This is a genomic window from Serratia sp. H1w, from assembly GCF_000633355.1.
Lineage (GTDB): Bacteria > Pseudomonadota > Gammaproteobacteria > Enterobacterales > Enterobacteriaceae > Chania.
Genome location: NZ_AYMQ01000067.1, coordinates 14,699 through 30,237, shown reverse-complemented (window position 1 = coordinate 30,237; position 15,539 = coordinate 14,699). Strand labels below are relative to the sequence as shown.

The following is a 15,539-nucleotide window of genomic DNA, read 5'->3' as shown; positions in this document are numbered from 1 at the left end:
GAACCATGGCCTCGATTAACGAAACAATCAATCAACTACGCACCGCATTACGCCATCACGAGTATCAGTATCACGTACTCGATGCGCCGGAGATCCCGGATGTGGAATACGATCGCCTGATGGGTGAGCTGCGTAAGCTGGAAGAGGCCCATCCTGAGCTGATCACCGCCGATTCGCCAACCCAGCGAGTAGGGGCGTCCCCCTTGGCGGCATTTGAGCAGGTGCGCCATGAAGTGCCGATGCTGTCGCTGGACAACGTCTTTGATGAAGAAAGCTATCTGGCATTTTACAAGCGCGTGCAGGATCGCTTGAAAAGCAGCGAACCGCTGACCTTCTGCTGTGAGCTGAAGCTAGACGGGTTGGCCGTCAGCCTGCTGTATGAAGACGGTGAGCTGGTGCGTGCCTCCACGCGTGGCGATGGCACCACCGGTGAGAATATCACCTCCAATGTGCGCACCATCCGCGCCATCCCGCTACGCTTGACCGGTGACAATATTCCGCGTCGCGTGGAAGTCCGTGGCGAAGTGTTTATGCCGCACGCCGGTTTTGAGCAGATGAACGAAGAAGCGCGTCGCAAGGATGGCAAAATCTTTGCCAACCCGCGTAATGCGGCGGCGGGGTCGCTGCGCCAGCTCGATCCACGCATCACGGCCAAGCGGCCACTGACCTTCTTCTGCTATGGCGTTGGCTTGCTGGAAGGGGGCGAACTGCCGCGCAGCCATTGGCAACGCCTGATGCAGTTCAAAGCCTGGGGCTTGCCGGTGAGCGGTCGCGTCAAGCTCTGTACCGGTAGCGATGAGGTGTTGGCGTTCTACCGTCAGGTAGAACAGGATCGTATCAATCTTGGTTTTGATATCGATGGCGTAGTGGTGAAGATCGACGATATCGATTTGCAAGAATCTCTGGGTTTTGTCGCCCGTGCACCACGCTGGGCGACGGCATTCAAATTCCCGGCACAAGAGCAGATCACCGTAGTACGTGAAGTGGAATTCCAGGTTGGGCGCACCGGGGCCATTACGCCGGTAGCACGTCTGGAGCCAGTGCTGGTCGCCGGGGTGATTGTCAGCAATGCCACGCTGCATAATGCCGATGAAATCGAACGCCTTGGCCTGCGCATTGGCGACACGGTGATTGTACGCCGTGCCGGAGATGTGATCCCGAAAGTGGTCGGGGTGATTGAAGAGCGCCGCCCACAGGATGCGCGTGAAGTGGTGTTCCCACTGCACTGCCCAGTATGTGGTTCCGATGTGGAGCGGGTAGAAGGTGAAGCCATTGCGCGCTGTACCGGTGGCCTGATCTGCGGTGCCCAACGGAAAGAGGCGTTGAAGCACTTCGTTTCCCGCCGTGCGATGGACGTTGACGGCATGGGCGATAAAATCATCGAGCAACTGGTCGATAAAGAATATGTCAAAACGCCGGCCGATTTGTTCCGTCTTTCCGCCGGTATTCTGACTGGGTTGGATCGTATGGGGCCAAAATCGGCACAGAATCTGGTCAATGCGTTAAACACCGCCAAACAGACTACGTTTGCGCGCTTCCTGTATGCGTTGGGCATCCGGGAAGTGGGAGAGGCGACCGCCGCCGGTCTGGCGGCGCATTTTGGCTCGCTGGAGAAGCTGCGAGAAGCCGATCTGGAGGCATTAAAGCAGGTGCCGGATGTTGGCGGAGTGGTGGCTAGCCACGTGGTGAACTTCTTTGCTGAAGCGCATAACCAACAGGTGATTAACGAACTGACCAGCCCAGAAATCGGCATTAACTGGCCTGCGCCGGTAGTGGTGGTGGCGGAAGAGATCGACAGCCCGTTTGCCGGTAAAACTGTGGTGCTGACCGGTTCTCTCAGCCAGCTTTCCCGCGACGAAGCCAAAGATCGGCTGACCGTGCTGGGGGCCAAGGTCAGCGGCAGCGTATCCAAGAAAACCGATTTGGTGATCGCCGGTGAGGCTGCGGGTTCCAAGCTGGTCAAGGCGCAGGAATTGGGGATCGAGGTGATTGACGAAGCTGAGATGATCCGCCTGCTGGGGGTATGATGGAAAAGGAAAACCTGATTGAGATCGCCAATACCATCATGCCTTTTGGCAAATACCAGGGCCGGGCGCTAATCGACCTGCCGGAAGAGTATCTGCTATGGTTTGCCCGCAAGGGCGAATTCCCCAATGGCAAGCTGGGGATGTTGATGGAAATGACGTTGGCGATTAAAATTGAAGGGCTGGATCATCTGATCAAACCCCTGAAGAAAAGCTGAACCGATGGGCGCAACACTATGCTGCGCCCGTCAGATTATCCCTCCGCCGCTTTGGCGTTCAGTATTGCCTGTCTTGCCTGCTGCTGTTTCTGGTAGCGTTTGGCCAGCACGGCGCAAGTCATCAACTGCACCTGATGAAAGATCATCAGCGGCAGCACCATCATCCCTACGCTGGCTGCCGGGAACAGAATGTTGGCCATCGGAATGCCATTGGCCAGGCTTTTCTTGGACCCGCAGAACACAATGGTGATCTCATCGGGCTTGCTGAACCCCAGCCAGCGCGCCATGTAAGTATTCACTAGCAGCACCAGCGTCAGCAGTACCAGACTGAACACTACAATAAACACCAGCGAACCAATGCCGACCTGATGCCAGATGCCATGTGTTACCGCCTCGCTGAATGCGGCGTAAACCACTAGCAGAATTGAAGTCTGATCGGTTTTGCCAATCAGCTTGCGATTACGCTCGATCCAGTTGCCGATCAGCGGGCGTGAAAGATGCCCGGCCACAAAAGGCACCAACAGTTGCAACACAATAGACCCCACCTGTTGCAGACTGGCGGTATCACCGTGCACATTCATCAGCAGACCAACCAACAAGGGGGAGACAAAAATCCCCAACAGGCTTGAGGCGGACGCACTGCATACCGCCGCCGCGACGTTGCCTCCGGCCAGCGAAGTGAAGGCTATGGCCGATTGTACGGTGGCAGGCAGAATGCATAGGTAGATAAAGCCGGAATACAGCTCGGGGCTGACGTTGATGGGAGACCACCATTTGAACAATACGCCCAGCAATGGGAACACCAGGAAAGTGCTGCACATCACCCACAGGTGTAAGCGCCAGTTATTGCTGCCCGCCAGGATCGCTTCGCGGGACAGTTTGGCACCGTGCATAAAAAACAGCAGGGCGATGGCAGCAATGGTCAACCCATTGAGCCAACCGACAAACTCGCCGCGTGCGGGTAAAAAGGAAGCCAGCAGCACAGTAGCTATCAGCGTCAGGGTGAAACGGTCGGGCAAGAATTTCATCGCGGCATACTCGGGGTAAAAATCGATGCGTCCATTGTTGCGTGGCGGCATATAATAATAAAATTGATTTATTGCATTCATCTATGAATAAAACACATGAATTACTCTCTCAAACAACTACGGATCTTTGTTGCAATCGCCCGGCATGGCAGCTTTAGCCGCGCAGGTGAAGCTATCGGACTATCGCAGTCAGCGGTCAGCCACAGCGTCAAGGAGTTGGAGGCGGAAATGGGCGTGCGGTTATTGGATCGCACCACGCGTGAGGTGATCCTCACCGAGGCTGGACAACGGCTTGCCAAGCGCGTTGAGCGCTTGCTGGATGAACTTCAGGCCACTTTGCTGGATGCCCGCAGCTTTGGTGTGCAACGCAGTGGCACGGTGCGCGTCGCCTCGAGCCAGACTATTTCCGCCCATCTGATGCCACAGTGCATCGCCGCAGGCGAACAGCAATATCCAGAGATCCGTTTTCTGTTACGCGACCAGCCGCAACAGCAGGTGCTGCAAAGTATCCGCAACGCCGAGGTGGATTTTGGCATTGTGGTCGATCCGGTGCAGGCGGTGGATCTGGACTGTGAACCGATCCTGCATGAGCCCTTTTTGTTGCTGTGCCGTAACGACCATCCGTTTGCTGCCTTGCAAACGGTGGAATGGTCGGCGCTGAATGGTTGCCGTCTGGTGTTGCAGGACTATGCGTCCGGCAGCCGCCCGCTGATTGATAGCGCGCTACGTCAGCAACGGGTGAATGCGCAGGTAGTGCAGGAGATTGGCCACCCGGCCACGCTGTTCCCCATGGTTACAGCGGGGATCGGTGTCAGTATTTTCCCTGCTTTGGCATTACCGCTGCCGGAAGGAGGGCAACTGGCGGTACGGCGTTTGGTACCGGAAATCAACCGGGCATTGATGCTGGTACGGCGTAAGAACCGTTCACTGACGCCGGCGGCGGAGGTGATCTGGCAGATCGTGCGCGAACAAGCGGAACGGCTACAGCAACGGCGTGAGCAGCAGGCCGATTACTAGGTTTATATATAAACATCCACGGCGTTGTCTGCCGTCGGGCGGTTGATGCCATCACCTTGCATGGCCTTGGCCATCTGCTCTTGCTGCTGCTGTTCCATTTCTTGTTGCTGAATGCGTGCGATCTCGGCCTGGAGCATCTGGATCTGGCTCATGATCAGCTGTTTTTGCTGTTCGATCTGCTTGGCGTCGCCATCCGAGTTTTGCAGCTCAACGAGCTTTTGCTGCAAGTTCTGGATCTGCTTGAACAGTGCTGAAATACGCGAGGCCGCGCTGCTATCTTTCGGAGCCACCGGTGCATCATTGTCGGTTTTTTTGGCCTTCCCCGCTTCTGGGGCATTATTAACCGGTGCTGCCATCAGTGCAGCCCCACCTTTGCCGGTGGCGGTGAAAACTTCGCTGACCCCGGCAATAGGGTTCTTGATAGGCACAATCATCGTAATATTAGCCGACATAAATTTCTCCCTGGTATCTTGCAGGAAGTATCGGCAGATTGCGGCAAAACTTTATCGGGCGCAGCATGCGGCCCCCCTACGTAATAAGTATTTACACCCGTTTGAGCTTTGGCCAGTGCTCAAGCCACCGTTTTTCCGCTACGCGCTGTTCGAAAGCGAGCTGGTTGTTGCTCTTGGGGTTGAAGGTGATGGTGTTGTTGAACAGTGCCTGTAGGCCAAAAGGGGCGACCAGTTGGATACTGTCGTCGGCCTGCAATCTGGCACCTATGGCAGTTTCGATCTCTGTCCAGTAACTGATGGCATCTTCGCTGTCGCGATAGGGAGCACGATTGCTGCGCAGGTGCATCCGCGCCTGATTCTTTACCGACCAAGGTTGCGGCATCCATTCCAGCAGGCGTGACTCCAGCATCTGGTCGCGCTCGGCGTCGTTATGGCGCGGATCGAAATGGATCACATCGATATCGTTGAGTGGCGTGCTGGTCGTAAAGCCATGCAGCCGGTCCCATACCAGATTGCGTACAAAACCTGCCCCTAGGCACCAGTCGTGCAGACCAAGCCGCCGAACGGTGCACAATGCCTGCATACGCTCGCTATCTTGGCGTAACCAATCAATAATTTGTTGCTGCGGATCCATGTATTCTCCTTTGTCGCCGCTACTGTAACCCGAAACCCGCGGTAGCGTGATAGCGAAAAGGGCAAAAAAAAGCGCGGCATATGTGCCGCGCTGAGATGACTGACGAACCCGACCGGGCTCATAACCTAGGAGCGCAGCATGCTGCGCCCGTTCAAAATCAGAACTGGGTGTTCAGGCTCATAAAGTAAGTCCGGCCCGGTTCGTTATAGGTTGCCGCCCCTGCGCCGTAGATATTGACTGCCCCGGTGATCGGGTTACCCACGTTTTGCGAGTTACCGGAACGGAACTGACGTTTGTCGAACATGTTGTCGATCCCCGTCGTCACGCTGACATTTTTAGTCAACGCATAGGTACCGCTCAGGCCAAAGATCGCGTAAGGACTAACCTCACGGGTTTCCGGGCCAGTGGTAGGTTCGCCACGGTAGTTGTACTTCTTCGGCTTCTGACGGCCGTACCAGGTTGCGGTGGTTTGCAATGACAGATCCTGCGTGGCCTGCCAGCTCAGGGTTGAGTTGATGGTGAACTTGGGAATAATCGACAGGTAATCACCGGTGGTTTTATTCTCGTTTTCAATCATGTAGGTGGCATTGTTGTTCCAGGCTACGGTTTCGCTAACCGGCACGTTCAACGTCCCTTCCAGGCCCTGGATCACCGCTTTAGGCACGTTCTCCCAGCGATAGATATCGGTTTTGCTGGCGGTAGAGGCCGTTGGCGAGTAGCCAGCCTCGATCTTGTTACGATAATCATTACGGAAGTAGGTGATACCGGCCTGCCAACCTTCATAGTGGAATTCCAGCCCGATCTCTTTGTTGACGCTGTTCTCGGCCTTCAGATCGTCGTTACCTACCAGGTAGCACCCGGTTCCCGTCGCACTGGCGGCGCAGCCTTGGCCTTTACTGTAGAGAATGTAATTGCCGTTGCTCTGGAACAGGTTGGGTGCCTTGTAGGCACGAGCGATGCCCATTTTCAGGGTAAACAGATCGCCCAATTCCTGTGACAGGTTAAGCGATGGGCTCCAGTTGTTACCGGCCTCGGAGTGGTGATCGTAACGCATGCCTGGAGTCAGCATCGTAGTGTCGGTCAGCTCGATATTATCTTCGGCAAACAGCGAGAAGATATCTGCGGAGGAATACGGGCTGCGGTTGGTGCTGTCGGTACCAGGAATGGCGCCACCGGTATTGGTGCCGGTCAACGACTGGGTGGTTGAAGACGGATCCTTCATCTTCTGTTGATTCCACTCGGTACCCAGCGTTGCGGTTTGTGGCACCCACATATCGAAGGGAATGCTGATTTCGCTGTGCGCCAGGAAATCGTCCAGACGGGTGGTGTTATAGCTGTCGCTGGAGAAGATCCCTTCGGTACCCCCGGCCAGCCCTTCGGCTAAACGGGTATTGCGGGTACGCTCAAACTGGACATAGTTGGTGGTGCTTACACCACTATCCCATGTCCCGCGATAATTGACCGCATAGGTTTCGCGATACATACGGTTGGTCTCTTTACCGTAGTTACTTTGTACCAACGCATTGGTATTGGTGTTTTGCGTGTCCCCGGCGTACAGGTTGCCCTGACGGCCATAGGCATACTGGAATTCCAATGACTGTAAGTGGGCAAATTCCCAGTGCAGCAGGGCATCGATATTTTTGTCGATCAACCCTTCGCGGCCCGCGGGCAGGGTATTGGCATAGGTGCCGGTACGCTCGGACTGATGCCCCTGGTTAATATCCCAGGCGTCGGCCTGCGTTTTGCTGTAGCCACCGAACAGGCGGAAGCTCAACTGGTCGCTTAACGGGCCAGAAAGGCTGAAATCGGTACGCTTGGTCGAACCTTCCTCTTTGTGCTGCGGCACGTTGAAATAACCGTTCAGGGTGCCGTGCAGCTCCTGGGTAGTCTTCTTGGTGATGATGTTGACTACGCCGCCTGCTGCGCCATTACCGTAGCGGGCAGCCGCTGGGCCACGCAGGACTTCGATACGCTCGATCATATCCGGTGGCACCCAGGCGGTATCGCCACGGGTATCACGCTCGCCACGCCAGCCCTGACGCACCGAGTTGCGGCTGCTGGCAGGTTTGCCATCGATCAGGATCAAGGTGTTTTCTGGCCCCATGCCGCGGATATCGATCTGGCGGTTGTTGCCGCGCTGGCCGCTGGTGGAGTTACCGGTCAGGTTTACCCCCGGCATGGTGCGGATTAATTCATTGATATCACGAGCCGGAGGGCGTCGTTTGATTTCTTCGGCGGTGATGGTGGAAACGCCGGGAGCCTGAAGGTTTTGCTTGGCAGCGGTGACTACAATGACATCTTCAGCGGCGGCTTCTTTTTTATTTTTCTCAGACTGCGCAGCGCTGCCTGAGGCGGTGGCCGTTTGCTCGGCATTGACCGTAACGGAAAATGCAGACGTGCCCAATCCTAACCCGATGAGTGTGGCTAAAGAATAACGAGATAACTTCCGATTCATTTTAGGTTCCTACCTAACAACCTTCCTTACGCGGCGCTGTGTGCAAGCCGGTAACGGAACGGTTTGTTGTAGTTTTATTGTGTAGTCGAAAATTGCAACGGAACTCATGAGCCAGGCTGGCTGACCACAAAATGCCGTTCAATAATACGGCACCCATCCCTGTTGAAGAATGCCGGCTCTATTTGGAGCCTGTATACACTATTGCAAATGCAAATAATTATCAATAGTATTCCTTATGCCGTTTGGCATTTGGGAACCGGTGAGTCGCACGGCGTGCCTTGCCAACAACACAATGAGTGGGCGTTTTGAAAACTGAACAACAACCAGCAAGCAGTACGTTATTGGCGAGCAAGCATGCAGGGAGCCACGGTTGGTGGCTGGACATCGCCCGGCGTGGTACCCCTTTGGTGGAGCCGCTGGATAATGGCAGATGGAAGGTGACGTTCTTATGGCGCGACCCTCAGGGCGGTGAACTTACCTCGGCCTATCGGCGGGTTTGGATCCATGTCAACTGCCTCACCGATCATCATCAAGCGTCGCCCCCACAAAGTTTAGAGCGATTAACCGGCTCGGATGTCTGGTATTGGCAAACCGAGCTGCAAGGCGACTGGCGCGGCAGCTACTGTTTTATCCCCAGCATGGTGGATCGCCCGTTCGAACCGCAGGGAAACAATACTCACGCCAACATGCATTCCACCCGCCATTGGTGGCAACAGGTGTTTGCCAGCGCAACTCACGATCTGCTTAATCCTTACCGCGCCTGGCCCGGCGTGGGGGGGCATTATCTCTCTGGCCTGCATATGCCGCAGGCACCTCAGCAGCCAGCCTGGCAAGATTTCGACAACTATGCGGTGACCAGCGGGCGCTGCACGCCTGCTCCTCCAGCCAAACTGCAACGGTATACCTGGCATAGTCAGCGATTAGGGACTTCCCGCCACGTCTGGGTTTACACCACTGGTGAAAGTCATCCGGCGGAGCGGCCATTGGCTATTTTGCTCGATGGCCAATTCTGGGCCAGACAGATGCCGGTTTGGGATCCACTGATGCAGCTGACACGTGCTGGCCAATTGCCAGAAGCGGTTTACCTGCTGATCGATGTGATAGACCAGCAACACCGTGCGCGGGAACTGACCTGTAACGACGAATTCTGGCTGGCGTTGCAGGAAGAGCTATTACCGCAACTGGCCGACTGGGCACCGCACAGCCGTGAGGCTGTCAGCACTGTGGTCGCCGGACAAAGCTTTGGTGGCCTGGGATCGCTCTACGCGGGTCTGCGCTGGCCGGAATATTTTGGTGCCACCATCAGCCAATCGGGCTCTTTCTGGTGGCCTCGCCGCGATATGTTGCAGCTGCCGAGCGTGCCTGAGGATGCCTGCTGGCTGATCCGTCAGGTAGAAGAGCGGCAGTTGGGGGCTCGCGGCAAGCTGAAGGTATTTTTAGAAGCCGGATCGCATGAAAAACTGGTCCACCGGGTTAACGACCAGATGGCGGCTCTGTTAAGCGCCACCGGACATCAGGTGCAATATCGGCTGGTAGAGGGGGGGCATGATGCCTTGTGCTGGCGCGGCGGCCTGATGGATGGCTTGTTGGCTCACTGGGCGGATAAGACCAACCGCCTTGCCGAACCTAACCCCTCGGCCGACCCTCTTCACGCTTAAGGAGCAAGTAATGGAAACCTTGAACCCGTTCGATGATGAGCAGCAAATTTGCTACGTCCTGCGTAATGACCAGCAGCTTTACAGCCTGTGGCCGGATTTCAGCGCCATCCCGACAGGCTGGGTCAGCGTGTTTGGCCCAGACTCCCGCGAGCACTGTGTCCATTGGCTGGAGCAACATTGGCAGGATATGCGGCCCGCAGCACAGTCTCAGGCTTGAAGCAAATAACGACAACTGGAGCAAACGTCGTGTCAGAAACCTCTATTTTACCCACCGGGCAGCAGGTTGTTAGCGCTGAGTTGCCATTGGTAGCGGCGCAGCCCGGTATTTGGGTTGCCGATCAAATTTCGCCGTACGGTAATGCCTATGCGGTCGCCCATTATATCGAACTGAATGGCCCGCTGGAGAAAGACCACCTGTTACAGGCGATCGCTCTAGGTTTGGCCGAAGTGGATACCTTACGGTTGCGTTTCGTCGAGCGTGATGGTGTGCCGATGCAGTATTACGACGCCACTATGCCGCTGGCTGCGGCGGAGTGGGTTGATTTAAGCGACTCGGCGGATGCAGAAGCGGCGGCACATGCGCTGATGCAGATCGATCTGGGTGCCGAATTGCGGGTGAGCAGCGGTAAGCCGCTCTATCGCCATATCTTGATGCGTCTGGCTGACGATCGCTGGTTCTGGTATCAGCGTTACCACCATCTGGTGGTTGATGGCTTTAGCTTTACCGCCATCGCTCGGCGTATCGCCAATATTTACACCCGACTGTGCCAACACCAGCAGCTGGAGCCTTCACCGTTTACGCCGTTCAGCGATGTGGTGGCGGAATATCAGCAGTATCAGCAGTCCCCGGGTTACCAGCGTGACGCCGAGTTTTGGTTGAACAAGGCACGGCAGCTGCCTACGCCTGCCACCCTGTGCCCTCAGCCGTTGGCCGGGCAGGCACCCTCCACGCGTATTCATCGTTTGGCGCAGTTCTGTGCCGCGCAGGATTTTGCGCCACTAGTCAGCGCAGGCCAGCAACAACAGCTCAGCGCTGCCGATATGGCAATGGCGCTGGTGGCCGTGTGGGTCGCTCGCCTGACGGGCCAAACCAGCTACAGTGCCGGGTTTATCTTTATGCGTCGTATGGGGTCGGCCGCTCTTTGTGCCGCCGGGCCGGTCATTAACGTGCTGCCAGTAGAGATGCACGTCGCACCGCAGGCAACGTTGGCCGATATCGCCGCGCAAATCAGCCGGGAATTGAAGTTTGCCCGCCGCCACCAGCGCTATGATGCCGAGCAGGTACAGCGCGATCTGGGGCGGATTGGCGACAGCCAACCGCTGTATGGCACCGTCTTCAACTTTAAAATGTTTGATTATCAGCTCGATTTTGCTGGCATCGAAGGGATCACTCACGATCTGGCCTCTGGGCCGGTGCGCGATCTGGAAATCGCCTTGTTTATCGACGAGGCCGGTACGCTGAAGATTGAGCTGTTAGCCAATGCCGAGCGCTATCAACTGGCCGAATTGACGGAACACTTACAGCGTTTGCCGCTGTTGCTACGGCAGTTTGCGGCCCAACCGGCATTGCCAGTGAGCGAAGCCGATTTGCTGAGTGAAAAAGATCACGCCCTGCTGGCCAAGGTGAACGACACCACCTACCCGGTGCCAGCACAGACCCTTAGCGGTCTGCTGGCCGAGCAAGCAGATAAAACTCCGCATGCCCCGGCACTGGCGGATGAACATTATCGGTTCAACTACCGCGAAACTCGTGAACAGGTGATCGCTCTGGCTCAGCGCTTGGTGGCTCAAGGTGTGCAACCGGGCGACATCGTGGCGGTGGCCTTGCCGCGTTCGGTCTTCTTGTCACTGGCGCTGATGGCGATTGTGGAGGCGGGGGCTGCCTATTTGCCATTGGATACCGGCTATCCAGATGAACGCCTCAGCATGATGCTGGAGGACGCGGTACCGCGCTTGATCATCACCGACGCTTCACAACAAGCACGCTTTGTGGGGCAGGGCGAAGTGCTGTTATACGATGCGCCGCTGGCCGCCGATGCAACTGCATTGAGCCCTATCCAAGGCCCAACGCCGCATCATCCGGCCTATATCATTTTTACTTCCGGTTCAACCGGGCGGCCAAAAGGCGTGCTGGTTGGTCATCAGGCCATCGTTAACCGTTTACTGTGGATGCAGCATCAGTACCCGCTGACGGCAGATGATGTGGTGCTGCAAAAAACGCCGTGCAGCTTTGACGTTTCGGTGTGGGAATTCTTCTGGCCGCTGATGGTGGGCGCACAGTTAGTGATGGCTCCACCGGAGGCGCATCGCGATCCGCAGCAGCTGCAAACGCTAATCGATCGACATAAAGTCACGACCATGCACTTTGTTCCCTCGATGCTGGCGGCCTTCGTCGGCGCGCTGGATAGCGCCACCGCCATCGCCCATTGCCAACCATTGCGTCAGGTGTTCTGTAGCGGTGAAGCATTACCGGCAGAGCTGTGCCGCCTGTGGCAGAGCCGCACTCAGGTACCATTGCATAATTTGTATGGCCCGACCGAGGCGGCAGTGGATGTGACCTGGCATCCAGCCTTTGGTGATGCTCTTGCCGCAGTCACTGGCGCCAACGTTCCTATCGGTTTACCAGTGTGGAATACCGGTTTACGTATTCTGGATGCGCGCTTACGGCCCGTGCCACCTGGTGTTGCTGGCGATCTCTATCTGACCGGTGTGCAGTTGGCTCATGGTTATCTAGCTAGGCCGGATCTGACTGCCAGCCGTTTCGTCGCCGATCCGCAAGGTGATGGTGGCCGGATGTATCGCACCGGTGATGTTGCCCGCTGGCTACCAGACGGCGCGGTAGAATATCTGGGGCGTAGCGACGATCAACTGAAAATTCGTGGCCAGCGGATTGAGCTCAGTGAGATCGACCACGCTTTGTTGTCACTGCCTGGCGTGCGTCAGGCGGTGGCCCATGCCTTGGTTCTGGAGGGCACGGTCGCCGATGCGATGGGTGGCGATGCCCGGCAACTGGTGGGCTACCTGGTCGCGCAATCCGATGTGCAACTGGACAGCGAAGCCTTGCGGGCCGCATTAGCCGATCGCTTGCCGCCGCATATGGTACCGATTGCGCTGGTTGAAATGGCCGAATTGCCACTGAGCGCTAACGGTAAACTCGATCGCAAAGCCTTACCCCAGCCACAAACCGGAGCAAGTAAGGCCGGGCGTGAGCCAGAGCCGGGTTTGGAAAGTGATATCGCCGCCGTCTTTGCCCGTTTGCTCCAGCGCGAACAGGTGTTTGCCGATGATGATTTCTTTGCCCTGGGCGGGCATTCGTTGCTGGCGATGCGTCTGGCGGCGGAGTTGCGGCGCGATCTGGGTAAAGCGGTGTCGGTCGGGCAGGTGATGGTAGCTTCCAAAGTGGAGCAACTGGCTCAACTGCTGGCAGAAGAACGCACGCAGGAAGAGGCTGACCAATGCGGCTTCGACAGCGTGCTGCCGCTGCGCGTTACCGAAGGCCCGACGTTGTTCTGCCTGCATCCGGCTTCTGGTTTCTCCTGGCAGTTCAGCGTGCTGCCGCGCTATATCGATCAGCATTGGTCGCTGGTGGGCATTCAATCTCCTCGGCCAGATGGCCCGTTAGCGCTGGGGGAGGATATGGATCAGGTCTGCGATGCGCATCTGGCCACGGTATTGCAGGTACAGCCGCATGGCCCGTATCACTTTATCGGCTATTCGCTGGGCGGGACGTTGGCTCAAGGTATTGCGGCCCGCTTGCAGGCGCGGGGTGAGGAAGTCGCTTTCCTTGGCTTGCTGGATACCTATCCGCCAGAAACCCAGAACTGGGACGTGATGCTGGACGATAACGTGCTTAAAGAGGTGCAGCGTGAGCGCGAGCAGTTCCTGGCGGTATCGGAAGATACGCTCGATCCGGCGCTGGGCGAAACGCGGGTGGCGATGTTTGACAATATCGAGGCTAACTACGCGGATTCGGTCAGGCTGTTGTCACGCACCCACACAGCGCAATTCCAGGGGCAGGCGACGCTGTTTGTCGCTAAGCGCACCTTGCAGGCAGGTATGGACGTGCAGCAGACCTGGGCGGAGTATGTCGATGCGTTGCAGGTGTTTGAACTGGACTGTGCGCATGTGGATATCGTTTCACCGGCCTCGTTCAAGGTGCTCGGCCCGTTGTTGAACCGGGTATTGCGGGCGTTGTAATGGCATGGCCCCCGTAAGCGGGGGCCGATTTACTCTTTCCCCAACGGCACCACCAGCGGCGTATGCGAAACCGGATCGTCGATGATCACGCACTTCAGCCCGTAAACCTCTTCGATTAGCTCCGGCGTCACAATAGCTTTTGGGGCACCCTCGGCCACCACTTTGCCGTCACGCATAGCGATCAGATGGGTGGCATAGCGGCAGGCATGGTTGAGATCGTGCAGCACCACCACCAGCGTGTAATTATTCTCCCGGTTCAGTTGGCGCAGAAGTTCCAACAGATCGATTTGATGGGTGATATCTAGCCAGGTGGTTGGTTCATCCAACAGCAGCAGCGGCGTTTGCTGGGCCAGTACCATCGCAATCCACACCCGCTGGCGTTGTCCGCCTGACAGGGTATCGACCGGTTGGTCAGCCAACTGGGCGACGCCGGTAGAGCGCATGGCGTGCTCCACGGCTTGCTGATCTTGTTCCTGCCAGCGGCTGAACAGGCTCTGATGAGGATAGCGGCCACGGGCAACCAGATCGAATACCGTAATATCGCCTGGGGCTATCGAGCTTTGCGGTAACAGGCCTAACTGACGTGCGACTTCCTTGGTGGGATATTCCCGGATTTGTCGGCCATTCAGCCACACCGAACCGGCCTGGGGCTGCATCAACCGGCTGAGGGTGCGCAGCAGCGTGGATTTACCGCAGGCGTTCGGCCCAATAATCACCGTCAGTTCGCCCTGAGGAATAGACACTGAAAGATCGCGTGCGACGATTTTCTTGTCGTAGCCCAGCGTCAGGTTTTCGGCACGCAACGGTGCGGTTAACGAGGTTTCAGCATTCATTTGTTTCGTGACTCGCGGATTAGTAACCAAATCAGATAGATGCCACCAATGCTGACGGTCAACACGCCGACCGGCAGTTGATAAGGCATAAACAAGCGCTGCGCAGCCACATCGGCCGCCAGCAATAATAAGGCACCGGTCAGTGCGGTGAGTAGCAGGACGTTCTGGTTGGCGCACAGGCGGCGGGCAATTTGCGGGGCAACCAGGGCAATAAAGGAAATCGGGCCCGCCACGGCGGTGGCAGCAGCGGTTAGCACCACGCCCGTCAGCAACAGCAGCAGACGGGAACGTTCAACACCTACGCCGAGTGCGCAGGCGGTATCATCACCCATTTCCAGCATTCGCATACGCCGCGTCAACGTCAGCAATAGCAGTAACGCCAGCAGCAGTACCGCCAGCACCGGCAGGCTTTTTGCCCAGGTGATACCGTTGAGGGAGCCGGCGTTCCACAATCCGGCGGCCATCGATGCTTCCAGCGAGGCGCTAACGATCATCCAGGTATTGACCGCCATCAACAAGGCGCGAACGGCAATCCCGACAATGATCAGGCGGAAGGTTTCGACCCCATGACTCCAGGCCAGCAGATAAACCACTGCGGCGGTTAACAGGCCACCGGCCAACGCGCCAGAAGTTATGCCGATAACCCCGCCGTTAAACAGCACGATGGCGACCAGCACGCCACTATAGGCACCGGTATTGAAGCCGATCACGTCTGGGCTGCCGAGTGGGTTACGCAGTAGTGACTGGAAAATCGCACCGCTGAGGCCAAGCGCCGCACCTAGCAGCAAGGCCATGGCAACGCGAGGCAAACGCCACTGGGTGACGATTACCGCAAGGTTGGCCGGGCCTTCGCCGCGCAGCGCATCGATCACCTGTGCCGCGCTGAGTTGCAAGGTGCCAGAACCGAGGGCATAGACTGCCAGCGCCAGGCAGGCGAATAACAATAGCAACGCAGTGGCCAACGGGCGAGCCAGCCGCAGCGGTTTTTTGTTGAGGATCAGGCGGGAAACCAGCAGGCTCATC

General features: G+C 57.1%; 12 protein-coding genes. 6 read left to right on the top strand and 6 right to left on the bottom strand.

Going from position 1 to position 15,539, the window contains the following annotated elements; all coding sequences use genetic code 11:
* Positions 1-5 precede the first annotated feature (5 nt).
* Positions 6-2,027 carry an NAD-dependent DNA ligase LigA gene (ligA, locus tag U869_RS0117070; RefSeq protein ID WP_025122158.1) on the top strand — a complete coding sequence of 674 codons (2,022 nt, stop codon included), beginning with the start codon at positions 6-8 and terminating at the stop codon, positions 2,025-2,027.
* Positions 2,027-2,242 (top strand): DUF3820 family protein, encoded by a 216-nt coding sequence (locus tag U869_RS0117065; protein WP_025122159.1) that lies wholly within the window; start codon positions 2,027-2,029, stop codon positions 2,240-2,242. Before ligA ends, U869_RS0117065 begins: the two co-directional genes overlap by 1 nt.
* 35 nt (positions 2,243-2,277) lie before the next feature.
* Here U869_RS0117065 and U869_RS0117060 read toward each other — a convergent pair whose 3' ends face one another.
* On the bottom strand, positions 2,278-3,270 hold the full coding sequence (locus tag U869_RS0117060; RefSeq protein WP_025122160.1) for a bile acid:sodium symporter family protein: 993 nt from the start codon (positions 3,268-3,270) through the stop codon (positions 2,278-2,280).
* Positions 3,271-3,366: 96 nt separating this feature from the next.
* On the opposite strand from U869_RS0117060, the gene U869_RS0117055 reads away from it, so the two are divergent.
* Positions 3,367-4,287 (top strand): LysR family transcriptional regulator, encoded by a 921-nt coding sequence (locus tag U869_RS0117055; RefSeq protein WP_025122161.1) that lies wholly within the window; start codon positions 3,367-3,369, stop codon positions 4,285-4,287.
* Positions 4,288-4,289: 2 nt separating this feature from the next.
* On the opposite strand, the gene U869_RS0117050 is transcribed toward U869_RS0117055, so the two are convergent.
* The 3 genes from U869_RS0117050 to U869_RS0117040 all read right to left on the bottom strand — a co-directional run bounded on the left by U869_RS0117050 (position 4,290) and on the right by U869_RS0117040 (position 7,828).
* A complete protein-coding gene (locus U869_RS0117050; protein WP_025122162.1) occupies positions 4,290-4,739 on the bottom strand; it encodes a FlxA-like family protein in 450 nt (149 codons plus the stop codon).
* Positions 4,740-4,830: 91 nt separating this feature from the next.
* Positions 4,831-5,373 (bottom strand): nucleotidyltransferase family protein, encoded by a 543-nt coding sequence (locus tag U869_RS0117045; RefSeq protein WP_025122163.1) that lies wholly within the window; start codon positions 5,371-5,373, stop codon positions 4,831-4,833.
* A gap of 157 nt (positions 5,374-5,530) precedes the next feature.
* Complete coding sequence (locus U869_RS0117040; protein WP_025122164.1) at positions 5,531-7,828, bottom strand: TonB-dependent siderophore receptor; 2,298 nt, start codon at positions 7,826-7,828, stop codon at positions 5,531-5,533.
* Positions 7,829-8,133: 305 nt separating this feature from the next.
* Here U869_RS0117040 and fes point away from each other — a divergent pair, with 305 nt between their 5' ends.
* From fes to U869_RS0117025, 3 genes are read left to right on the top strand one after another with little or no spacing between them, the layout of a single operon-like run.
* Positions 8,134-9,486: an enterochelin esterase gene (gene fes, locus U869_RS0117035; protein WP_071998251.1), complete on the top strand. Its 1,353-nt coding sequence runs from the start codon at positions 8,134-8,136 to the stop codon at positions 9,484-9,486.
* Between the two features lie 10 nt (positions 9,487-9,496).
* Entirely contained in the window at positions 9,497-9,703 is a 207-nt protein-coding gene (locus U869_RS0117030) for an MbtH family protein (RefSeq protein ID WP_025122166.1), read from the top strand.
* 29 nt (positions 9,704-9,732) lie between these two features.
* On the top strand, positions 9,733-13,683 hold the full coding sequence (locus tag U869_RS0117025) for an enterobactin synthase subunit F (RefSeq protein WP_025122167.1): 3,951 nt from the start codon (positions 9,733-9,735) through the stop codon (positions 13,681-13,683).
* Between the two features lie 29 nt (positions 13,684-13,712).
* Here U869_RS0117025 and U869_RS0117020 read toward each other — a convergent pair whose 3' ends face one another.
* Positions 13,713-14,516: an ATP-binding cassette domain-containing protein gene (locus U869_RS0117020; RefSeq protein WP_025122168.1), complete on the bottom strand. Its 804-nt coding sequence runs from the start codon at positions 14,514-14,516 to the stop codon at positions 13,713-13,715.
* Positions 14,513-15,538: an iron-enterobactin ABC transporter permease gene (gene fepG / locus U869_RS0117015; RefSeq protein ID WP_025122169.1), complete on the bottom strand. Its 1,026-nt coding sequence runs from the start codon at positions 15,536-15,538 to the stop codon at positions 14,513-14,515. The genes U869_RS0117020 and fepG overlap by 4 nt, the downstream gene beginning before the upstream one ends.
* Position 15,539 lies beyond the last annotated feature (1 nt).